16 protein-coding genes are annotated in these 22,125 nt (G+C 74.8%); 2 read left to right on the forward strand and 14 right to left on the reverse strand.

What is annotated here, in order from left to right:
- Window positions 1-98 precede the first annotated feature (98 nt).
- From tmk to bldG, 7 genes are all read right to left on the reverse strand, one after another.
- Window positions 99-3,533 carry a dTMP kinase gene (gene tmk / locus ACFWIC_RS00850; protein ID WP_380514661.1) on the reverse strand — a complete coding sequence of 1,145 codons (3,435 nt, stop codon included), beginning with the start codon at window positions 3,531-3,533 and terminating at the stop codon, window positions 99-101.
- Between the two features lie 169 nt (window positions 3,534-3,702).
- Complete coding sequence (topA, locus tag ACFWIC_RS00855; protein WP_380364212.1) at window positions 3,703-6,570, reverse strand: type I DNA topoisomerase; 2,868 nt, start codon at window positions 6,568-6,570, stop codon at window positions 3,703-3,705.
- A 532-nt stretch (window positions 6,571-7,102) separates the two neighbouring features.
- Complete coding sequence (locus ACFWIC_RS00860; protein WP_380514664.1) at window positions 7,103-7,618, reverse strand: DUF3592 domain-containing protein; 516 nt, start codon at window positions 7,616-7,618, stop codon at window positions 7,103-7,105.
- Window positions 7,619-7,888: 270 nt separating this feature from the next.
- The gene (locus ACFWIC_RS00865) at window positions 7,889-9,421 is read right to left on the reverse strand and encodes a methyltransferase (protein ID WP_329952391.1); all 1,533 of its coding nucleotides are present in this window, start codon (window positions 9,419-9,421) and stop codon (window positions 7,889-7,891) included.
- A gap of 358 nt (window positions 9,422-9,779) precedes the next feature.
- The gene (locus tag ACFWIC_RS00870; RefSeq protein WP_329885692.1) at window positions 9,780-10,475 is read right to left on the reverse strand and encodes a hypothetical protein; all 696 of its coding nucleotides are present in this window, start codon (window positions 10,473-10,475) and stop codon (window positions 9,780-9,782) included.
- 300 nt (window positions 10,476-10,775) lie between these two features.
- Entirely contained in the window at window positions 10,776-11,198 is a 423-nt protein-coding gene (locus ACFWIC_RS00875) for an ATP-binding protein (protein ID WP_329885693.1), read from the reverse strand.
- 173 nt (window positions 11,199-11,371) lie between these two features.
- Window positions 11,372-11,713 (reverse strand): anti-sigma factor antagonist BldG, encoded by a 342-nt coding sequence (gene bldG / locus ACFWIC_RS00880; protein ID WP_327678470.1) that lies wholly within the window; start codon window positions 11,711-11,713, stop codon window positions 11,372-11,374.
- Window positions 11,714-11,933: 220 nt separating this feature from the next.
- Between bldG and ACFWIC_RS00885 the strand changes: the two genes are divergently transcribed.
- Complete coding sequence (locus tag ACFWIC_RS00885) at window positions 11,934-14,465, forward strand: DEAD/DEAH box helicase (protein WP_380514670.1); 2,532 nt, start codon at window positions 11,934-11,936, stop codon at window positions 14,463-14,465.
- On the opposite strand, the gene ACFWIC_RS00890 is transcribed toward ACFWIC_RS00885, so the two are convergent.
- From ACFWIC_RS00890 to ssd, 7 genes are all read right to left on the reverse strand, one after another.
- Complete coding sequence (locus tag ACFWIC_RS00890; protein ID WP_380514673.1) at window positions 14,460-15,002, reverse strand: Rv3654c family TadE-like protein; 543 nt, start codon at window positions 15,000-15,002, stop codon at window positions 14,460-14,462. The two genes, ACFWIC_RS00885 and ACFWIC_RS00890, sit on opposite strands and share 6 nt — an antisense overlap.
- Entirely contained in the window at window positions 14,990-15,487 is a 498-nt protein-coding gene (locus tag ACFWIC_RS00895) for a TadE family type IV pilus minor pilin (protein WP_380514676.1), read from the reverse strand. The genes ACFWIC_RS00890 and ACFWIC_RS00895 overlap by 13 nt, the downstream gene beginning before the upstream one ends.
- Window positions 15,477-15,749, reverse strand: coding sequence for a DUF4244 domain-containing protein (locus tag ACFWIC_RS00900; RefSeq protein WP_329952395.1), 273 nt, complete (start codon window positions 15,747-15,749; stop codon window positions 15,477-15,479). The genes ACFWIC_RS00895 and ACFWIC_RS00900 overlap by 11 nt, the downstream gene beginning before the upstream one ends.
- A gap of 107 nt (window positions 15,750-15,856) precedes the next feature.
- Window positions 15,857-16,477, reverse strand: a complete 621-nt coding sequence (locus ACFWIC_RS00905) for a type II secretion system F family protein (protein ID WP_329952396.1) — start codon at window positions 16,475-16,477, stop codon at window positions 15,857-15,859.
- A 212-nt stretch (window positions 16,478-16,689) separates the two neighbouring features.
- Window positions 16,690-17,577 carry a type II secretion system F family protein gene (locus ACFWIC_RS00910; protein WP_380356755.1) on the reverse strand — a complete coding sequence of 296 codons (888 nt, stop codon included), beginning with the start codon at window positions 17,575-17,577 and terminating at the stop codon, window positions 16,690-16,692.
- Between the two features lie 321 nt (window positions 17,578-17,898).
- Window positions 17,899-19,242, reverse strand: a complete 1,344-nt coding sequence (locus ACFWIC_RS00915; protein ID WP_380514680.1) for a TadA family conjugal transfer-associated ATPase — start codon at window positions 19,240-19,242, stop codon at window positions 17,899-17,901.
- Window positions 19,242-20,366, reverse strand: a complete 1,125-nt coding sequence (ssd, locus tag ACFWIC_RS00920) for a septum site-determining protein Ssd (protein ID WP_380514683.1) — start codon at window positions 20,364-20,366, stop codon at window positions 19,242-19,244. The genes ACFWIC_RS00915 and ssd overlap by 1 nt, the downstream gene beginning before the upstream one ends.
- A gap of 814 nt (window positions 20,367-21,180) precedes the next feature.
- Here ssd and ACFWIC_RS00925 point away from each other — a divergent pair.
- A complete protein-coding gene (locus ACFWIC_RS00925) occupies window positions 21,181-22,017 on the forward strand; it encodes an HAD-IB family hydrolase (RefSeq protein ID WP_329885759.1) in 837 nt (278 codons plus the stop codon).
- Window positions 22,018-22,125 lie beyond the last annotated feature (108 nt).

Consider the following 22,125-nt stretch of genomic DNA (forward strand, 5'->3'; position numbering starts at 1 on the left):
TGCTGCCGGAGCCTCGCCCCGGCAGCACCGCCCGCCGTCGGTGGTCCCTCGTGAGCCGTCCCGCGATGGGGGTCGGCCCCTCCGGTCGGGCTCACCGGTCAGCCGCGTCGGCCCCAGCGGCGACCCTTGCCCTTGCCGTCGTCCTGGCCGCCCTGGCCGCCCTGTCCGTCCCGCCCGTCCGCGTGGTTCGGCGGAACGGGACCCGCCGGACCGGCCGGGGCGCCCTGGCCGGTGCCGTCGCCCCAGCGGGCCCACTCGTCCCGCGAGCCGAGCAGGGTGTCGGTGAGGCTCGGCAGGTCGTCCATCGGCGTCTCCTCCGCCCAGTCCGGCCTCGGCCGGGACTCCGTGGCGGGCGGCTGCTGCGGGTCGACCACCGGCAGCTCACGCGTACTGTCGACCGGCCGGTCCGCGGGGCGGTCCGCCGGCGGGGCGTCGGCGGGCCGCTCGTCCCGCCAGAGCCCCGGCGGCACCGCGTCGCCCCGCCGACCCGGCTCGACCCGGGGCAGGACGGCCGTCTCGTCCGCCGGGACCCGAGGGAGGACGGTGGTCTCGTCCGCCGGAACACCCGGAGCGCCCGGAGCGCCCGAGGTCCCCGGTACGACCGGAAGCTTCGCCGTCGCGGCGGCGTCGCCCGCCGGTCCCGCGCCCGCCGCACCGCCCGCCGCCTCGGCGGCGCGGACGGCGGCCCGACGGTCCCGCTCGGAGATCTCCTGCGTCGCGTCCTCGCCGCCACGCCCCTTCGGGGCCTGCGCCCCGGGATCCTTCACGATCCGCAGCTCGGTGGTCACCGCGTCGTCCGGCACGGCGGCGGAGCGGTCGGCCCGCTCCGCCGCCTCGGCCGCCGCAGCAGCAGCGGCCGCCAGCGCGGCGGCCTGCGCCACCCGGGCCTCCTCGGCCCGCTGCAGCGCCTCCTCCGCCCGGCGGCGCTGCTCCTCCCGCGCCAGCTCGCGCTGCCGCTGGAGCTCCGCCTGGGCGGCCGCCTCCTCGGCGAGCCGCTTGCGCTCGGCGGCCTCGGCGGCCAGCCGGGCCTCCTCCTCGGCGCGCCGCCTGGCCTCCTCCTCGGCACGTCGGCGGGCTTCCTCCTCCGCGCGCTTGCGGGCCTCCTCGGCCGCCTTGCGCGCAGCCTCGGCGGCGACCCGTTCGGCCTCCTCCTTGGCGAGGCGCTCCTGCTCGGCCTGCTCGGCCCGGAGCTGCGCCAGCACCTCCTGGCGCTTCCGCTCGGCGGCCTCCTCCTCGGCGCGCTTGCGGGCCTCCTCGGCGGCGCGCCGCTCGGCCTCCTCCCGGGCGAGGCGCTCCTGCTCGGCCCGGGCGGCCTTCTCCTGCTCGGAGAGCGGCAGCTCCCGGTCGAGCCGGTGGCGGATCGCGGTGGTGACGAAGCCGGGCTGCTGGCTGCCGTCGACGACGAGGTAGCGCGCCGGGTCGGCGGCGGCCAGCGAGAGGAAGCCGGACCGGACCCGCTGGTGGAACTCGGTCGGCTCGGACTCCAGCCGGTCCAGCGCCTCGGTGAACCGCTCCCGGGCCCGGGTCGGGTCGACGTCCAGGACGACGGTCAGGTCGGGCAGCAGCCCGCCGGTCGCCCAGCGCGAGATCCGGGCCACCTCGGTGGCGGCCAGGTCGCGGCCGGCGCCCTGGTACGCGATCGAGGAGTCCATGTACCGGTCGGTGATGACGACCGCGCCGCGGGCCAGTGCGGGGCGGATGACGTTCTCGACGTGCTCGGCCCGGTCGGCCGCGTAGATCAGCGCCTCGGCGCGGTGCGAGAGGCCGGTGTTGCCGACGTCCAGGACGAGGCCGCGCAGCCGCTGCCCGACCGGGCTGCCGCCGGGTTCGCGGGTGAGCACCACCTCGTGGCCCTTGCCCCGGATCCACTCGGCGAGCGCCTGCGCCTGGGTGGACTTGCCGGCGCCGTCGCCGCCCTCCAGGGCGATGAAGAAGCCGGTGCCCGCCGTGCGGTGGGGGGCCGGGCCGGTGGCGCCGCGCAGGGCGTCCAGCAGGTCCTTGCCGAACGGGGCGGTGCCGCGCCGGTCGTCGGTCCGGAGCAGGACGACGGCCGCCAGCACCAGGGTGAGCAGTCCGGCGGTGGCGACCGCGAGGGCCGCGCCACCGTGGATGAAGGTGAACGAGCCGGGCTCGACCTCCCCGTACGCGACGTCCCCGTAGGCGGCGGCGATCAGCGGGACGACGATCAGTGCGGCGCCCACCACGACCCGCAGCACCGCGTGCAGGTGTTCGGTGACCTTGGGGAGCCGGGCCTCCTCGACCTCCTGGGCGAGCAGTCCGCGCCCGGCGGTGATGACGATCCCGGCGGCCACCGCGGCCAGCACGGTGAGCAGCAGCACGAGCACGAAGTCCAGCACCAGGCCGGCCAGGATCAGCGCGACGCCCTCGGTCAGCAGGGCGAGCGCGAGCAGCCGGCGGCGGGAGAGCGAGGGCAGGGTCACCCGGGTGAGCCGGACGCCCAGCGCGGGGGCGCCGGTGGCGGCGAGCACCAGCAGGCCGTAGCCGATCGGCCCGGCGCGGTGCTCGGCGGCGGTGAGCAGTGCCAGCGCGCAGACACCGGCCATCGCGGCGTACCCGGCGGCCACCGCGAAGGTGAAGTACGGGGCGGAGCCGGTGCGGCCCTTGGCCATGGCCGGGCCGGGGGTCGCGTCGGTCGGGGCGCGCAGGCCCTGCAGCGGGGAGTGCGGGGCCACCTTGACGGCGCCGCCGGGCAGCTCCTGGAAGTGGATCCGGACGGCCGAGACGGCGAACAGGGCCGCCGCGCCGACGGCGGCGAAGGTGGTCTGGTGGGCGCGCAGCCAGTCCGAGCCGAGCGCCGCGAAGATGTTGTTGAGCAGCGTGAGCGCGACGAGGGCGGCGGCGGCGAGCGGCACGGTGGCCCAGCCGGTGCGGTGGTCCAGGCTCCGGACGGTCGCCAGGTTGGCGGCGGACGGGCGGCGCTCGGCAGCGGGGGCGAAGGGGTTGGCGGGGGGCAGCAGGCCGGGCACGGCGGCGGCCTTGCCGATCGCCCAGACCCGTTCGGCGGCGCCGGTCACGAAGACGGTCGCGAGCAGCACCCAGGTCGCGGCGCCGGAGGGCTTCGGGCCGGAGCCCAGCCAGACGATCCACCACGGCGCGACACCGATCAGCACGGCACGCAGGGCGTCCGCGCCGAGCAGCGTCCAGCGTCGGTCGAGCCTGCCGCTGAGCAGCCCGTGCACCGGGCCGAGCAGGGCGGCGCCGACCAGCCCGGTGGCCGCCAGCCGGGCCGCGAAGACGGCGGCGACGGCGAAGGCGAGGCTGCGCGGCAGGTCACCGAACTGTCCGCCGAGTGCGGCGGCGATCACGGTGAGGGCGAGCAGGACCAGGAGTCCCAGGCGGTCGGCGGTGCCGCCGATCAGCTGGGTGGTCCAGAGCCGGCGGTACGGGCGCAGGCGCAGCAGCGCGCGGACCCGCTCGCCGGTGGTTCCGGCCGGCGCGACCTCGGCAAGGTCGGGCGTGCCGGCTCTCGCGGCCTCGGCGACGCTGGGGGTGGGCTGCTCCGCGCTCGTCATACCGTCAGCGTAGCGGTCGGCGTATGGCGCAAAAGAGGGGAGCGCAGCTCCGGACGGGCGCCATCGCAGGGTTGTGACAGAGTCCGCACACGCCCGTCGCGCGTTGCCCCCGAACGAACCGGGCCCGCGCCGCCGGAGCGGACGCGGGCCCGGTGCCGCCGATCGGGTGTCAGCCCTCGTCGGTGGCGGCGGCCTTGCTCGCGGTTGCCTTCTTGGCCGTCGTCGTCTTCTTGGCGGCGGTCTTGGTGGTGGTCTTCTTGGCCGCCGTCTTGGCCGCCGCCGTCTTGGTGGTGGTGGTCTTCGCCGCGGTCTTCTTGGCCACCGCCTTCTTGGCCGGGGCCTTCTTCGCCGTCTTCTTCACCGGTCCGCGCGCCCGCTTCTCGGCGAGCAGCTCGTAGCCGCGCTCGGGGGTGATGGTCTCGACCTCGTCGTCCTTGCGGAGCGTCGCGTTGGTCTCGCCGTCGGTCACGTACGGGCCGAAGCGGCCGTCCTTGACCACCACGGGGCGCTCGCTGACCGGGTCGGTGCCCAGCTCCTTCAGCGGCGGCGCGGCGGCGGCGCGGCCGCGCTGCTTGGGCTGGGCGTAGATCGCCAGCGCCTCCTCCAGCGTGACCGTGAACATCTGCTCCTCGCTGGTGAGCGAGCGGGAGTCGGTGCCGCGCTTGAGGTACGGGCCGTAGCGGCCGTTCTGCGCGGTGATCTCCACGCCCTCCGGGTCCGCACCGACCACGCGCGGCAGCGAGAGCAGCTTCAGCGCGTCGTCGAGGGTGACGGTGTCCAGCGACATCGACTGGAGCAGCGAGGCGGTCCGCGGCTTGACGGCGTTCTTGCCGGTCTTGGGCGTGCCCTCGGGCAGGATCTCGGTGACGTACGGCCCGTAGCGGCCGTCCTTGGCGACCAGCATGTTGCCGCTGACCGGGTCCGCGCCGAGCTCGTAGTCACCGCTGGGCCGGGCCAGCAGTTCCTCGGCCAGCTCGACGGTCAGCTCGTCCGGCGGCAGGTCGTCCGGGATGTCGGCGCGCTGGCCGGGCTCCCCCTCGACCTCGGAGGCGCGCTCGACGTAGGGGCCGTAGCGGCCGACCCGCAGGGTGATGGCGTCGCTGACCGGGAACGAGCTGATCTCCCGGGCGTCGATCGCGCCGAGGTCGGTGACCAGTTCCTTCAGACCGCCCAGGTGGTCGCCGTCGCCGTTGCCGGCCTCGGCGGCGCCGCCGGTGGCCGCGCCCTCACCGGCGGCCTCGCCGAAGTAGAAGCGCTTCAGCCACGGCACGGACTTCGCCTCGCCCGCCGCGATCCGGTCGAGGTCGTCCTCCATCTTCGCGGTGAAGTCGTAGTCGACCAGCCGGCCGAAGTGCTTCTCCAGCAGGTTGACCACGGCGAAGGAGAGGAACGACGGCACCAGCGCCGTCCCCTTCTTGAAGACGTACCGGCGGTTGATGATGGTGTCGATGATCGAGGCGTAGGTGGAGGGGCGGCCGATCTCCCGGTCCTCCAGCTCCTTGACCAGCGAGGCCTCGGTGTAGCGGGCCGGCGGCTTGGTGGCGTGCCCCTCGGGGTTGAGCTGCTCGGCGGCCAGCGGGTCGCCCTCGGTGACCTGCGGCAGCCGGCGCTCGCGGTCGTCCAGCTCGGCGTTCGGGTCGTCGGCGCCCTCGACGTAGGCCTTGAGGAAGCCGTGGAAGGTGATGATCTTGCCGGAGGCGGAGAACTCGACGTCCCGGCCGTCGGCGGACCGGCCGCCGACCTTCACGGTGACCGACTGGCCGACCGCGTCCTTCATCTGGGAGGCGACGGTGCGCATCCAGATCAGCTCGTAGAGCCGGAAGTCGTCGCCGGTCAGGCCGGTCTCGGCGGGCGTGCGGAACCGGTCGCCGGACGGGCGGACCGCCTCGTGCGCCTCCTGCGCGTTCTTCACCTTGGAGGCGTAGGTGCGCGGCGCGTCCGGCAGGTAGTCGGCCCCGTACAGCTGGGTGACCTGCACGCGGGCGGCGGTGACGGCGGTCTCCGACAGCGTGGTCGAGTCGGTACGCATATAGGTGATGAAGCCGTTCTCGTACAGCTTCTGGGCCACCTGCATGGTCCGCTTGGCACCGAAGCCCAGCTTGCGGCTGGCCTCCTGCTGGAGCGTGGTGGTGCGGAACGGCGCGTACGGCGAGCGGCGGTACGGCTTGGACTCGACGCCGCGCACCGAGAACGCCGTCTGCTCCAGGGCGGCGGCCAGCGTGCGGGCGGCCTGCTCGTCCAGGTGCAGGGTGCCGGTGCTGCCCGACTTCAGGCGACCGTCCTGGCCGAAGTCACGGCCGCTGGCGATCCGCTTGCCGTCCACGGAGGAGAGCCGGGCCCCGAAGGTCTCCGGGTTGGCCGCGTCCGCCGGGGTGCGCCCGGTGCCGAAGGTGCCGACCAGGTCCCAGTACGAGGCCGAGCGGAAGGCCATCCGCTCGCGCTCGCGCTCGACGACCAGCCGGGTCGCGACCGACTGCACGCGGCCCGCCGACAGCTTCGGCATGACCTTCTTCCAGAGCACCGGCGAGACCTCGAAGCCGTAGAGGCGGTCGAGGATGCGGCGGGTCTCCTGGGCGTCGACCAGGCGCTGGTTCAGCTCGCGCGGGTTGCGCACCGCCTCCTGGATGGCGGCCTTGGTGATCTCGTGGAACACCATCCGGTGCACCGGCACCTTGGGCTTGAGCACCTGCTGGAGGTGCCACGCGATGGCCTCGCCCTCGCGGTCCTCATCGGTGGCGAGGAAGAGCTCGTCGGACTCCGCGAGCAGCGACTTCAACTTGCTGACCTGGGACTTCTTGTCAGCGTTGACCACGTAGATGGGAGCGAAGTCGTGATCCACGTCCACGCCCAGGCGACGCACCTCGCCGGTGTACTTGTCCGGGACCTCGGCGGCCGTGCTCGGCAGGTCGCGGATGTGCCCGACGCTCGCCTCGACGATGTAGCCGGGGCCAAGGTAGCCCTTGATCGTCTTCGCCTTGGCCGGCGACTCGACAATGACGAGTCGCTGTCCGTGCGCGGTCTCGCTGCTCGGGGACACCTTCGCTCTTCTCTCCCGGTCGTTATGTGAGCTGGTCGGCGCTGGCAGCACGGGCTGCGCTCCGCCCGACCCCTCCACCGACCCGGGGCCGCCGCTGTACGACGACCCCACCAGCGGAGTGTGACCGTACCCCGGCCACCCTTGTCAAACGGACGGATCCTGCTTTTTCACCGGCAAGGCCGACCGACGCCACTCGAACGGTAACCCGACGACGGAGGATCGCGCCCTGCGGAGGGCGCTTCGGTGGGTTCCGAAGGATGGAATGACGGATTTCCAAATCTGTCAACAAAGAATCCGGTCGGCCTGCGCCGAGCCGACGGCAGGCGGGCGGCAGGCGGGCGGGCGGCAGGGCCTGCCGGGACCGGCACGGGCCGGCGGGGACGCCGGCGGTACGGAACTCCGGACCGCGGCGGCCGGCCCGGAACGGTGTTTGGGACGGGTCGCGGGACGGGTCGCGGGCCGGGCCCCGGCGGTCTCGGGCCAGGTCTCGGCCCGGGTCGAGGTCCAGATCACGCGCGGTCTCGGGCCGGTCTCAGGCTGAGGAGGCGGCCACCAGCAGGAGTGCCCCGGCCGACAGGCAAACCAGGCCGAGCGTCGCCCACAGCAGGTCGGCGACCACCGCCCGAGGGCCTTCCTCCGCCGCCAGCACCGCCAGCCCGGGGCGGCGCGGGTCGTAGGCGATGCGGACGGACGCGCCGGGCGACAGACCGGCCGGGCGGCGCAGCGGGGTACGGCCGCGCGGGCGGGTCAGCACCAGTTCGCCGATCCGGCCCGGCGCCGCCGTTGCGGCCGCCGCCGTTCCCGCCGTCCCGGCCCGGACGGCGGCCGGCCCGGCGTGCCCGGCCTGCACGGACGCGGAGTAGGAGAGCAGTGGTGCGCTGTCGAGTCCGCCGTGCGGATCGGACTCGGCGACCACCGTGGCCACGGTCGGCACGCCCCGACGGCGCACCCGGTGGCGAAGGCGCACTTCGGCGGCGCACCAGAACAGGAGTGCGCCGCCGAAGAGGGCAAGTATCAGGCCCCCGACCGTCGCCGTCGTCGTCTCCACCCCGAGCCCCCAGCCTTGTCCACAGCCTGTGGACAGAGCCTCACAGTCGGGGGCCAACGGGGGACAGACACCCGGAGGCCGTCCGGCGAACCAGGGGATACGGAGAGGTGAATCGGACGACCGCAGATGGCCCGAAGCCGACCCGGAAGGACGCGGGGAACTCCAAGGGCCCCCGAACGACCCCGAGGGAGCGCGAGGGAGCACAAGGCATCGCGCTTGGTTGCGCGTGGCGGCGGGGCGTGAAACGACGGGACGTCGCGAAGGGCGCGATCAGGCCACGGGACTGATGAACCCCTGCTCCGTGAGCATCCGCAGCGACTCCGGCACCCGGTCCCGCAGCACCACCCGGTCCTCGCCGAGCAACTGCGCGATCGCGTCCACGATCTCGCCCGCCGACAGCGTCCCGTCGCAGACGCCGACGAACCCGGCGCCCACCGTGTCCACCTTGGTGGCGCGCCGCATGCCCCGGTTGTGGCGCAGGACCACGTGCTCCGGGTCCTCCGCCCCGGGCGCACCGACCTGCTCCTGGACCACCTCGTCGGCCAGCACGTACCGGGCCGCCAGCAGGGCCGCGTCGTCGTGCGTCCGCAGGAAGTCCTGCCGGTCGAACCACTCCTCGATGTGCGGGCCGAGCGGCTGCTCGACCGGGTGCGGCCACTCCTCGACCCGGACGGTCGGCCGCTCGGCGCCACCCGCGCGCAGCGTGATCCAGCCGAAGCCGATTCCCTCGACCCGCCCGGCCTCGAACGCGTCCAGCCACTCCCCGTACCGGGCCTGGTAGTCGCCACCGGGACCGCGGTGGTCACCGCCGTCCCGCAGCCACAGCTCGGCGTACTGGGCGACGTCCTGCACCTCACGCTGGACGATCCAGGCGTCCAGCCCGGTGCCCGCGACCCAGCCGGACAGCCGGTCGTGCCAGTCCTCGCCCTTGACGTGCTGCCAGTTGGCCAGCAGCTGGCAGTAGCCACCCGGTTCCAGCCGGGCGGCGGCGGAGCGGACCAGGCTGCGGCAGAGGTCGTCGCCGGCCATGCCGCCGTCCCGGTAGGTGAACCGGCCGGTCGGCGAGATCACGAACGGCGGGTTGGAGACGATCAGGTCGAACTTCCGCTCCCCGACCGGCTCGAAGAGGCTTCCCTCGGCGGTCTCGGCGTGGTCGAAACCGGACAGCGCCAGAGTGAGCTCGGTGAAGCGCAGCGCCCGCGCGTTGACGTCGGTCGCGGTGACCCGCTGGGCGTGCCGGGCCGCGTGAAGCGCCTGCACACCGGAGCCCGAGCCGAGGTCCAGCGCGGACCTGACCGGCCGGCGCACCGTGATGTTGGCCAGCGTGGTGGACGCGCCCCCCACACCGAGCACCAGGTCCTTGCGGGCCACCCCGTGCGCGGTCTCACCGGACCCGATCCCGCCGGCGCCGCCGACCGCACAACCCAGGTCGGAGACCACCCAGGCGTCCGCGCTCGGCAGACCGGCGACCTCGTCGGCGTACGGGCGGACGTCGACGGTGGCCCGCACCAGATCGCCGTCCGTCCGCAGCCAACCGTCGGTCAGGCAGTCCTCGACGGGCAGCGCGGCGGCGGCCGCCCGGTACGGCACGGGCTGCTGCAGCAGGAAGAGCCGCACCAGCGTCTCCAGCGGGCTGCCGCCGCGGGTCGCCCGCAGCGCGGGCACCGCCTCGCTGCGGGCCAGCGCCGCGTACCCGGTGGGCCCGAGCAGGTCCAGGCAGCCGTCGGCGGTGTACGAGGCGGCGAGCAGGGCCTCGCGCAGTCTGGCGAGGCGGGTCGGGTCGAGAACGGGGCTACTGATCACCCCGACATTGTCCCCCGCCCGGTCGCCCCCGCTCCCCTCGGCAGCCCCTCGAAGGTCCCCCGAAAGCTCCTCAACGGCCCCGTGACGGATCCGTGCAGGTCCACGCGCCGACCCCGTGGCGGGGCTCCGGGGCCGGGTCGGGCCCGGAGGGACGTCCCACCGGCCGGACAGCGATTCGAGCAGCGCGAACGCCCCCTCGGCAGGTCGGGCGAAGGGGCGGACGAGGGGGGCGGACGAGGGGGCGGAACAGCGGGTCCGACGGCGACAACGGCTCGGTCGGGGATACCGGTGCGGATACGGATACCGGTGCGGGTGCGGGTGCGGGAGGTGCGGGTGCGGGAGGTGCGGGTGCGGTCCGTCAGCTCGCCGAGGGGACGGGGGCGGAGGAAGGCTGAGCGGCGGCGGGATCCGTCGCGGCGGGGCTGCCCGCCGGGCTCGTACCGTCCGCCGTACCGGGAGCCGGAGTACCGGGAGCCGCCGTGCCCGTGGCGCCCGCCGACGGAGCCGCGGCAGCCGTGCCCGGCTTGCAGCCCTCCTGCTTGGCCATCGCCGCACCCAGCTCGCCGCGCTGAAGCTTGCCCTGTGCCTGTGTGGAGAGCGAGGCCAGCTGCTGAATCTGGTCGGAGATGCTGCGGAGTCCGTCGGCGAACTTCCCCTGGTCGGTGTTGGGCAGCGCGTCCAGCTTCTTCTGGACCTCCAGGTACCCGTCGGCCGCCTTGGTGAGCTCGGCGACGGTGTCCTTCTGGAGAGTGGCCCCGTCGTCCACCTTCGGCGCTCCCGCGCCGTCGATGGCCGCAGCGATGTCCTGGTTGGTCTTGGCCAGACGCCCGATGTCCGCCGAGAGACGCTTCTGGAGGTCGACCGGGACCTCGCCGGTCTTCACCTGGCCGGTGTCCGCCAGCGCGGCCTGCGCCTGGGCGATCGGGTCCTTGGCCCCGCCGCACACCTTCACCGCCCAGGAGTCCAGCTGCTTGCTGTTGTCGTCGCCGCAGCCGACGGCGCCGAACGCAAGCAGCGCGCCGAGCGCGGGTACGGCCAGCAGTCGCTTGTTCACCGGGAGAAGCCCTTTCGGTTTCGGTCGTCGAACAGCGAACCTACACGGCCGCCGCACGACCCCCGGTTCCCGCCCGTACGGGCCGCGCCCGTGCTCCGACCGTCGCCGGAAGGTCGGGACGGAGACAGTTCGAGGGCGCGCCGAAGGTACGACGAGGGCACGCAGCAGGGAGGAACTGCGAAGGAGGGCTGCCGCTCGAAGAGGCGTGGCGCCCCGGGTGACCGACCACCGGTGACCGGGCAGCCGTCACCTCACGGCCCGCGAGCGACGACCTCCGGCGGGCCTGCCGGGACCAGCCGGTCAGCCCGTGAGCACGTCGGCCGGGACCGGCCAGCTCATCCGGATCAGACCGCCACCGGTGCCGCTGGTGACCTCAAGGTCCTCGACCAGGCCGGTGAGCACCGCGAGACCGAGCGTGTCCTCGTCCGGATCGACGCCTTCCGCCGAACCGGCGGCGGTCGGGACGGTGTCGAGGCCGGCCTCGTCCTCGACCTCGATGAGGAAACGCTTCTCCTGGTCGATGAGGGCCACCCGCACCGCGCCGGTGATGCCACCACGCTGGTGCAGACCGACCGCGCGGGAGCATGCCTCACCGACGGCGAGCCGCACCTCGTCGAGCACCGACTCGTCGACCCCGACTCGTCTGGCGACTGCCGCGGCGACCAGCCGGGCCGTACGGACGTGCTCGGGAAGCGCACTGAATCGAAGTTCGACGGTTGCCATCTCTCCCCCTCGGGGTGCTCCGACCGGGGCCGGGCATACGGCCGCTGCGGGCCGACGTCAGCCGGCCCCTGGGCGGACCGACGGGCCGGGGCCGCAACAGGGCCCCGGCTCCCGGCCGCGTTGAGAATCGGGCGGGCCGACCACGGAGGGCCGACCCGGCCGGATCGGTCGGGTCAGTCGGTCGCGTTGACCGCGTCGTCCACCGAGTTGTGGATCGGGAAGACCTTGGTCAGGCCGGTGATGCGGAAGATCTTGAGGATGCGCTCCTGGTTGCAGACCAGTCGCAGCGAACCCTCGTGGGCGCGCACCCGCTTCAAGCCGCCCACCAGCACACCGAGCCCGGTGGAGTCCAGGAAGTCCACGCCCTCCATGTCGACGACGAGGTGGTAGCTGCCGTCGTTGACGAGCTCGACCAGCTGCTCACGCAGCTTCGGGGCGGTGTACACATCGATCTCGCCGCCAACCTCGACGACCGTGCGATCGCCGACTGTACGGGTCGACAGGGACAGGTCCACGGAACCTCCAGCACCTTGCCTTGCTACGTCATTGCGATCCTCGGCCGGACGGCCGCCACCGCATGGTCACAAGCCTCGGGCACGCCCAGCCCATGCGGCAAGCCTCGGCGCTGCGACCCCCGGCCGTACGGCCGACACGGCCACATTCAACCACTTGTGACCATGCCCGCACGATGGCTTGGGACGATTCTCCGTCACTCCGGTGACACACTGGGTCCTCATGCCGCCGCGTCACAGCCTGCCCGAGGCACTGCTCACGACCCTGTCCACCACCCGCGGGCGGTCGGACCGGCTCACCCATACGGAGCACCTTCCCGCCCGGGCCGCCCGCTATTCACCGTGGCCCGACCGGATCCGGCCCGAGATCGTCGAGTCCGCCCGGGCCCTGGGCGTGGAACGCCCCTGGGCCCATCAGGCAGAAGCAATGAATCTGGCCAAATCCGGCCATACTGTGGTGATCGCCACAGGAACCGCCTCGGGCAAGTCCCTCGGCTACCTGGCCCCCGTCCTCTCCGATCTGCTGGACGGAACCGAAGCCCGCAACGGGCGCGGCGCCACCGCGCTCTACCTCGCCCCCACCAAGGCACTCGCCGCCGACCAGCGCCGCCGGGCCGCGGACCTCGCGCCGCCCCGGGTCCGGGCCGCCCTCTACGACGGCGACACCCCGCCCGAGGAACGCGAGTGGGTCCGCCAGTACGCCTCGTACGTGCTCACCAACCCGGACATGCTGCACCGCGGCATCCTGCCCGCCCACGCACGCTGGTCCTCCTTCCTCAAGACCCTGCGCTACGTCGTGATCGACGAGTGCCACAGCTACCGCGGCGTGTTCGGCTCGCACGTCGCCCAGGTGCTGCGGCGGCTGCGCCGGATCTGCGCCCGGTACGGATCCGAGCCCACCTTCCTCCTCGCCTCCGCCACCACCGCCGACCCGGCCGTCACCGCACGGCGGCTCACCGGCCTGCCCGCCGACGCGGTCACCGAGGACGCCTCCCCGCGCGGGCCCGTGGTCTTCGGGCTCTGGGAGCCGCCGCTCACCGAGAACGTCGGCGAGCACGGGGCGCCGGTCCGCCGGACCGCCACCGCCGAGGCCGCCCACCTCCTCACCGACCTCGTCGAACGGGAGATCCGCACCGTCGTCTTCGTCCGCTCCCGCCGCTCCGCCGAGCTGGTCGCCCTGCAGACCCAGGACCAGCTCGGCCGCCCGCTCGCCGACCGGGTGGCCGCCTACCGCGGGGGCTACCTCGCCGACGAGCGCCGCGCCCTGGAACGCGATCTGCACTCCGGCCGGCTGCTCGGCCTCGCCTCCACCTCCGCACTGGAGCTCGGTGTCGACATCTCCGGCCTGGACGCCGTCCTGATGGCCGGCTACCCCGGCACCCGGGCCTCGCTCTGGCAGCAGGCCGGACGGGCCGGGCGCGAGGCCCAGGGCGCCCTCGCCGTCCTGATCGCCCGGGACGACCCGCTGGACACCTACCTGGTGCACCATCCGGAGGCGCTGTTCGCCACCCCGGTCGAGGCCACCGTGCTGGACCCCGACAATCCGCACGTCCTCGCCCCGCACCTGTGCGCGGCCGCCGCGGAGCTCCCGCTGACCGACACCGACCTGGAACTGTTCGGCCCCTCCGCCGGACCGCTGCTGCCGATACTGGAGCGACGCGGGCTGCTCCGCCGTCGCGGCGACGCCTGGTACTGGACCCGCCGCGAACGGGCCGCCGACGGCGTCGACCTGCGGGGCAGCGGCGGCAGCCCGGTGCAGATCGTCGAGGCCCCGACCGGGCGGCTGCTCGGCACCGTGGACGCCTCCGCCGCCCACACCACCGTCCACACCGGCGCCGTCCACCTCCACCGGGGCCGCAGCTACCTCGTCCGGGAGTTCGACCTCGACAACTCGGTCGCGCTGGTCGAACCCGCCGACCCGCCCTACACGACCGCCGCCCGCGACATCACCTCCATCTCGGTGCTCTCCACCGACACCACCGTCGACTGGGGCGAGGGCCGGCTCAGTTTCGGCTCCGTCGAGGTGGTCAACCAGGTGGTCGGCTACCTCCGCAAGCGGATCTCCACCGGCGAGATCATGGGCGAGAGCAAGCTCGACCTGCCGCCGCGCACCCTGCGCACCCGCGCGGTCTGGTGGTCCGTCACCGAGGACCAGCTCCTCGACGCGGACATCCCGCTCGACCAGTTGCCCGGCGCCGCCCACGCCGCCGAGCACGCCTCGATCGGGCTGCTCCCGCTCTTCGCCACCTGCGACCGCTGGGACATCGGCGGCGTCTCGGTACCGCTCCACCCGGACACCGGACTGCCCACCGTCTTCGTCTACGACGGCCACCCCGGCGGTGCCGGATTCGCCGAGCGGGGCTTCCAGCGGGCCGTCCAGTGGCTGACGGCCACCCGGGAGGCGATCGCGGCCTGTGAGTGCGAACGCGGCTGCCCCTCCTGCGTGCAGTCGCCCAAGTGCGGCAACGGGAACGACCCGCTGGACAAGGCGGCGGCCGTCCGGATGCTGGACGTGCTGCTCGCAGGAGCGCCCGCCGTGCCGGCCGCGGAGCGGCTGGAACCGGCAGCGGCCACCGGGGAAGCGGACGGCTCCGAACCGGCGGAAGCGGCGGACGCGGTCGAAGCGGCGGAAGCGGTCGAAGCGGCGGAAGCGACGGACGCGGCGGAAGCGGAGCCTGAGGGACGGACGACCGCGGCCGGGGAGGTCGGGGGCGTCGGGGAGGCGTGCGAAGCCGGGGAAGCCGGAGGTTCATGAGCCCGTCCCCTCGGTCTGGGCGGCCGTCACCGCCGGGCCGGCCACCGCGGTGACGGCCTCGCCGACCGCGGCGCGCGCGTCCTCGTCCGTCGGGGCGACCGCCGCACGGATCGGGCCGGCCCGGGACCGGGCACGCGCCGGCCCGACCGGCAGGCGGACCGGCAGCCCGGTGACCGGCACCTCCGCCACCACGTCGACGGCATCGGCCTCCCGGTCCACCGTGCAGGAGACCACCGTGGCCGCCTGCACGGCCGCCACGGCCCGGGCCCGGTCGCAGCCGCCGTCCGCGTCCAGCAGCAGCCGGTCGGCCGCCGCGAGCGCCGCGAGGTCGGCGGCGGACTCCGCGCGGTGGCGGGCGCCGACCGCCACACCCACCGACAGCAGGACGGTGAACGCCGCGCAGCCCAACAGCGCGCACACGACCAGCCAGACCGTCGCCGACCCGCCGTCGTGCCCGCCGCCGCGGGCCCCCGCCCGACCGGAGCGGAACCGCAGCGCGCCGCGCGCCCGAGCCACGACACGCGTCAGCTCGGCCACGGGCCGGCACCTCCCTCCCCGCCCCGCAAGGTGTCCTCCCGCGCTGCCACGGCCGCCGCGCCCAGCCGGACCGAGAGCACGCTCCCGAGCCCGCCCGGTGCCGTGGACGGCGCGTCCACGGTGACCCGGACCGTGTCCGCCGCCAGGTCGATCCGGACCTCCGCCCCCGGCGGGGCGACCGCCCGCGCGATCCCGGCGGCATCCGTCTCGCCCCGCGCCGCCGCCCTGGCTCCTTCCCTCGCCGCATCCACGCACCGCACCTGGGCACCCGCCGCGAGTACGGCCCAGACCAGCATCGCGGCCAGCAGCACCAGCGCCGGCAGCGCGACAGCGGTTTCGGCGGTGACGAAGCCACCGTCGCCCCGCCGTCGGCGCCGCCCGTTCCGGCCGGTCGGGGCGAGCCGACCGGAACGGGCGGCACAGGGGCCGCAGCCGGCAGGAAGCAGCCGGGCACACCGCCCTGCGGACGGCGCCTCAGGTCGCATGGAGCGCACGGTCCAGGACGTCGGTGAGGGCTCCGATGACCGCCGGGCTGGTCACCACCTTGTAGAGCCCGGCAGCCAGCGCGCACGCCCCGAGCGTGCCGACCGCGTATTCCGCCGTGGTCATCCCGGCGTCCGAGCGGGCCCTCGCCCGGCCGGCCCGCCGGATCCGACGGATCGCCCAGCGGCCCCGTCGCCGCCCCATCCGCACCAGTCGGCCGAGCGAACTGCCGCTGTCGAAAACGGGCTTGAGCACTGCATCCATGGTTCTCTCCTTGGATCGATTCAGGTGTCGACCGGGCCGGGCGGAGCGGCCTCCACCGCGCCCTCCGCACACTGCGTCCGGTACCGATCGACATGTTTGACGAGACGTCACATTTGCTGCGTGAAGCGAGAAGTGAGCCCCACCACCACCGGGACCACACCCAGCAGGACGAAGGCCGGGAGGAAGCAGAGCCCGAGCGGCACGGTGGCCAGCACGCCGGCCCGGCGGACCCGCGTGTGCGCCGCCCGTACGGCCTCCGCTCGTTGGCCGCCCGCCAGTCCGGTGAGCGCCTCGGCCGCCGGGGTCCCGCTGAGGCTCGTCCGGACCAGGCAGCGGGCCAGCGGTGCCAATCGCGGATGCTCCTCGCCCAGTCGGCGCCAGCAGTGTTCCGGCGGCGCGCCCAGGGCGAGTTCCGCCGCCGCTGCCATCAGCCGGGGACCCATCGGGGCTCCCACGCTCCGGCCGACCGCTGCGACGGCCTCCGCCGGCGAGCCCGCCGAGCCGAGGCAGGCCGCCAACAGCTCCGCGGTGAGCGGCAGCTGTCGGACCAGCCGTTGTTCGTCCGACAGGGCTCGCCGCTCCGCCGGGGACCGGGCCCGCGGCAGCCGCCGGTACAACCCCGCCGCCACCAGTAGACCCACCACCGGGCCTGCCCCACCGCCGAGGAACGCCGCTGCGCCGATCCCCGCGGAGAGCGCCGCGACCCCCCGCCGAGCCCGCTCCGCCACGGCGGCTCCCCTGTTGGCGGGCTCCGCCCGACCACCGCCCGGCCACCGGCGGGCCGGGGCGTCTCCGGCCCTTGGCGGCCCCGCTGTCGGCACCCTGGCCGTTCGCCACTTCGCCGCCCGCCGCCGGGCCGTCCTTCGGACACGCCACCCGCTCAGCGGCAGCGCACCCGCCGCCATGGCCGGGCCCAGGACGGTCCAGTCCATCGCCCGCATCACGCCGACCTCACCTTCCCTGCGAACGATCCGCTCGACCGTCCCTCCCGAGGGCGGGTCCGGGTGATCCCGCACCGCCGGCCGGACCCGGGCTCCGGGCGGCCCTCGGCCGTCCGGCCGCGGAACGGACCCGTTTCCCGGGCGTCCTCCGACGCCGACCGGACGATGCGCGACGTCCAGGCCAGGCCGATCCCTTCCAGCGCCGCCCCTGCGACCAGGCAGGCCAGCCCGGCGGGTGTGTGGAGCAGGACGTCCACCGGTCGGGCGCCGATGGCCGCGCCGAGCAACAGCCCCACGAGCGGCAACCCGGCCAGGACCGCGACCGTGGCGCGCGGCGCCGCCAGCTCGGCGGCGATCTCCTCGGACAGCGCCCGTTCGACGCGCAGTGCCTCGGCCACCCCGTCCAGACCGGCCGCCAGGCCCGTTCCACCGTCGGAGGCCACCCGCCAGCAGGCGGCGATCGCAGCCGCTCCACGGCCTCCCGGCAACTCGGCGAGCAGCAGGAGTGCGGCGGGCACATCCGCGCCGTACCGGCCGGCCGCGAGCCGGGCGACCGGCTCCGCCCCGAGCCGGCCCAGCTCCGCCCGGTCTGCGGCGATCCGCGTGGTCACCACGTGCAGCGCCTGTTCGGGCGTCGCTCCGCTGCGCAACTCACCCGCCAGTCCGGCACAGAGCTCCACCACCGCGGCCGCCCGGCGTCCGGCCCCGGCCGCCGCCGCGCGCCGCAGCCGCCACCTCCGCAGCGGCAGGGCGGCCAGTGCGGCGGCCAGGGCCGGAACGGGCGAGACCGTCACCCATCCGGCCGCCAGTCCACCGGGCAGGAGCAGCAGTTCGGGTGCACCCCTGGCGGCCCGCCAGGACGCGCCCACCCGGCTGCCGAACGGCACGGCTCCACGCCGCCGGGGCCTACGCCCCCGCCCGTGACCGGCGGATCCCCGGGACCCGCCGGCCTCGCCGGACTCACCGGCCCGCCCGGCGAGCAGGTGCCCGGCCCGCCGTACACCCGCCAACTGCCGCTGCAGGCACCACCGGCCGGCCGCCGCCGCCCCGCAGAGGGCCGCCGCCCAACAGAGTTCGACCCGGTCAACCGTCACGTCCGCCACCAGCCTCTCGCCGAGTTCTCCCGTTCCAGGGACCGAGCAACAGCACCGCGCCCACCCCGCACCCGCCCAGCAGCAGGACGAACGCCACCTGCACCGAGGCCGCCGTCACGGCGGCCCGCCCGCGAGCCGAACCCCCCGGTCGGCCAGCAACCGGGTCAACCGCTCCCAGCCGGCCCCCGGCACCGCGCCGCCGTCCGCCGTGAACGTCACCGCGGGGGTGGTGACGGCCAGTCCCTGCCGGTCGCCGGCCAAGGTGTGGATCTCGGCGATCCGTCGCCTCCCGGTGGCCGGCTCCCGCACGAGGTGCACCACCACGTCCAGCGCCGCGCGGAGTTGGCTGTGCACGGCCGCCCGGTCCAGCCCGGCCAGCGAACCGAGCGCCTCCAGCCGGACCGGGACGTCCGCCGCGGTGTTGGCGTGGACGGTCCCGGTGCCGCCTTCGTGGCCGGTGTTGAGGGCGGCCAGGAGATCCGACACCTCGGCCCCGCGCACCTCCCCGACCACCAGCCGGTCGGGCCGCATCCGCAGTGCCTGGCGGACCAGGTCCCGAAGGGTCAGCTCGCCCAGCCCCTCCTGGTTCGGCGGGCGACTCTGCAGCCGGACCACGTGCGGGTGGTCCGGACGCAGCTCGGCGGAGTCCTCGGCGATGACGATCCGCTCCTCCGGACCGACCAGACCCAGCAACGCCGCCAGCAGCGTGGTCTTCCCCGTGCCGGTGCCGCCGCTGACCAGCATCGAGAGCCGGGCCCGCACGAGGCCCGCGAGCAGCTCCGCGCCGCGCGGCGGCACGGCCCCGCCGGTCACCAGCTCGTCGAGGGTGAAGGGCCTGGGGCGGCAGACCCGCAGCGAGATGTGGGTGCAGCCGGCCGCGATCGGCGGCAGCACCGCGTGCAGCCTGGTGCCGTCCGGCAGCCTGGCGTCCACCCAGGGCCGTGCGTCGTCGAGCCGCCGTCCGGCCGCCGTGGCCAGGCGGTGGGCCAGCCGCCGCACCGCACCGGCGTCCGCGAAACGGACGCCGGTCGCCCGGCGCAGGCCCCCGCCGCGGTCGACCCAGACCTCGTCCGGTCCGTTGACGAGGACGTCCGTGACGTCGGGCGCCGCCAGCAGCCGGTCCAGCGGGCCCGCACCCACCAGTTCGGCGCACAGCGAGCGCACGGTGTCGAGGACGTCGTCGCCGCCGAGCGGCGGCCGGGTGGCGCGCAGCGCGGCCGCGACGGAATCGGCCGTCGGGGCGGCCCCGGACTCGGCCAGCCGCAGCCGGACGGCGTCGACCAGCGCCGCCGCCCGCGCCTCCCGGGCCGTCCGTCCGTAGGGGTTCGGCTCGGGCGGCGGCCCGAGCGCGGGCACGCGCCCTGCGACGGGCACGCTCCGGAGCGACCGCTGTTCGTACGCGCCGGCGCGGCGGCCCGCGACGCCGTCCGAGCCTCCCGCTCTCCGCAGACGGACCATCAGTACACACCTCCCCCGACCGCCGGAACCGGCGGCAGCACCTCGTCCAGAAAGGTCTCGCAGAAGCGGGCGAGCGGGCCGCTCTCCCGGATGCCCGGCGGCACGCCCTGCTCGGTGTCGGCGGCCAGGCCGGGCTCCGGCTCCAGCACGCCGGCGAGCTGCAGCCGCAGTCCCTGCGCGATCTTCCGGGCCGGGATGCCGAAGGGCCCCACGGGCCGCACCACGACCCTGACGTCCTCGATCCGCATCCGGGCGGACGCGGAGACCCGGTCGGAGGCCGCCACCGCGCGCAGCTCGGCCGGCACCACCAACAGGGCCGTGTCGGACTGCTCCAGCGCCTGCCCGGCCGCCGGGTCGAGCCGCCGGGGAACGTCGACCACCACCAGGCCACCGCGGCGGCGGGCGGCGGCCAGCACGCTGCGCATGGCCTCGGGGGGCACGGCCAGCGTGTCGCTCCGGTCCCAGGACAGGCAGGACAGCGCGGTGAGCCGCTTGGGCGCGGGCAGCGCCCGGGTCAGCTCGGCGCCGCTCACCCGGCCGCGTGAGGCGGCCAGGTCCGGCCATCGCAGGCCGGCGGCCGCCTCGCTGCCGAGCAGGAGGTCGAGCCCGCCCCCCAACGGATCGCCGTCGACGAGGACGGTCCGCCGTCCGCGGCGGGCGGCGGTCACGGCGAGCGCGCACGCCAGGGTGGACGCGCCCGCGCCTCCCCTCCCGCCGAGCACCGCGACGGTGAGCGCAGGGGTGCCGACGCCCTCCACGGCGTCGGCGATCCGATCGAGCAGCCAGGCCTCCGCGTCGGGCAGGAAGAGCACGTGCTCGGCGCCGAGTTGGACGGCTCTGACCCAGACCCCCGGGTCGTCGAGGTCCAGCCCCAGCAGCAGCACCCCGGCCCGACGGGGCAGACCGGCGCACTGCTCGGCCCGGTCGTCGCCGACCAGGACCAGCGACGACCCCTCCCAGAGCTCGCGCGGCGGCGACGCTCCCCGGAGCAGCCGCGGTTCGGTGCCGGCCGCCGCGCAGATCCGCAGCAGGTGCTCGGCCAGGCCGGGGTCCCCGGTGAGGACGAGCGGTCGGGTGGGCGCCGGACCGTTGGCGGTGGCGTGGTCGGTGGTGGGCTTCGACATGGCGGCTCCCCTGTGCGGGTGCCCGGCCGCACGGGGCGGGCCGGGCACACGTCCGGTCGGTGCGACAGCCGGCCGCGGGCCCGCAGCACGGACCCGGTGACCGCTGCCGACCCTCACGGTGGGCGGTGATCCGGATTCCGTCCGCCGGGTTCCGATTCCCTGTGGACAACTCGGGGGTTGTGGAGGAAAACGTTCACTCGGAAGGGGGGCTATTGAGCAAAGAATTGACGAAACGGGCTCACCGAGAAGAACCGGTATAGACCGCACCAAGGGGAAGCAACCGCTCCGGGCGCTGCTGCGGGACCGCCTCGACCGGCCATTCCGCGCGTTCGAGGGGCTGAGGACAGCCATGATCAATGATCTACCGAGAGTGACCAAATCGCCCGAAGGGGCCCGTCGTCGACACCCCCCGTAGATGTCCGCCGGGCCGGCGGGCCGATTCCCCGGCAGTAGCCGTTCAAGCCCTGAAAATGGCCCCGGACGTGCGACGACCCCCGCCGGGGGGGAGAGCGGGGGTCGTCTATCCACGGCCCGACTCGGGGGGGAGGAGCCGGACCGGGTTAGCACGGTCGCGAACGATCCGTGACTTCCATGGTGTACCCGAGCGGCCAGAAACACAAACCCGCACGCCCACGAGTACACCGAATGGCGGGCCGTTTTGTGGTGCCCTCTATCCTCGGTTCCCGTGGACACCACCGAGAACGCCGACGAGTACGCCGACGAGTCCCCGGACTCCACCGCCGGAGCCGCCGAAGCCCCGGGGAGCGACGGAGCGGCCGGGGCAGCCGGGGCGCCCGGGTCGGACGCGACACCCCTGACCGGCCCGCCGGCCGCCCCGGCGCGTCCGGCGGGCCCGCGGACCGCGGCCTTCTTCGATCTCGACAAGACCATCATCGCCAAGTCGAGCGCCCTCGCGTTCAGCCGCCCCTTCTACCAGGGTGGCCTGATCAACCGTCGGGCCGTCCTGCGAAGTGCGTACGCCCAGTTCGTCTTCCTGGTGGGCGGCGCGGACCACGACCAGATGGAGAAGATGCGCGAGTACCTCTCCGCACTCACCCGGGGCTGGAACGTTCAGCAGGTCCGCGAGATCGTCGCCGAGACCCTGCACAACCTGATCGACCCGATCATCTACGACGAGGCCGCCTCACTCATCGAGCAGCACCACGCGGCCGGTCGCGACGTCGTCATCGTCAGCAGCTCCGGCTCCGAGGTCGTCGAGCCGATCGGTGCGCTGCTCGGCGCCGACCACGTGATCGCCACCCGGCTGAAGATCGAGGACGGCTGCTACACCGGCGAGATCGAGTACTACGCCTACGCCGAGAACAAGGCCGCCGCCATCCGGGAGTTGGCCGAGCGCGAGGGCTACGACCTCGCCGAGTGCTACGCCTACAGCGACTCGTCGACCGACCTGCCGCTACTCGAGGCGGTCGGCCACCCCTCGGCGGTCAACCCGGACCGCGCGCTGCGCAAGGAGGCGGTCGCCCGGGAGTGGCCGGTGCTGGTCTTCGACCGGCCGGTGGAACTCCGGCGTCGGCTCCCGGAGTTCTCGGCGCCGAGCGGCTCGGTGCTGACCGCGGTGGCGATCGGCACGGCGGTGCTCACGGCCGGGGTGATCTGGTACGTGGCGCGACGGCGGCGCCCGACGGCCTGACCCTGCGGGAAGCGCCGGGCACCCGCCGCCGAGCCGAGGGGCAAAACGGGCAAAAGCCGAAGACTTCTCGTTTCGGGTTCCCCTTTCGCCCGAAACGCGATACAAATG

Source organism: Kitasatospora sp. NPDC127035, from assembly GCF_042726075.1.
GTDB lineage: Bacteria > Actinomycetota > Actinomycetes > Streptomycetales > Streptomycetaceae > Kitasatospora.

Bases quoted from the DNA above. Each gene is read 5' to 3' on its own strand.
- ACFWIC_RS00915 (WP_380514680.1), bottom strand. From the start codon at position 19,242: ATGGTCCGTCTGCGGAGAGCGGGAGGCTCGGACGGCGTCGCGGGCCGC.
- ACFWIC_RS00875 (WP_329885693.1), bottom strand. From the start codon at position 11,198: ATGGCAACCGTCGAACTTCGATTCAGTGCGCTTCCCGAGCACGTCCGT.
- ACFWIC_RS00895 (WP_380514676.1), bottom strand. From the start codon at position 15,487: ATGCGACCTGAGGCGCCGTCCGCAGGGCGGTGTGCCCGGCTGCTTCCT.
- ACFWIC_RS00885 (WP_380514670.1), top strand. From the start codon at position 11,934: ATGCCGCCGCGTCACAGCCTGCCCGAGGCACTGCTCACGACCCTGTCC.
- ACFWIC_RS00900 (WP_329952395.1), bottom strand. From the start codon at position 15,749: ATGGATGCAGTGCTCAAGCCCGTTTTCGACAGCGGCAGTTCGCTCGGC.
- ssd (WP_380514683.1), bottom strand. From the start codon at position 20,366: ATGTCGAAGCCCACCACCGACCACGCCACCGCCAACGGTCCGGCGCCC.
- tmk (WP_380514661.1), bottom strand. From the start codon at position 3,533: ATGACGAGCGCGGAGCAGCCCACCCCCAGCGTCGCCGAGGCCGCGAGA.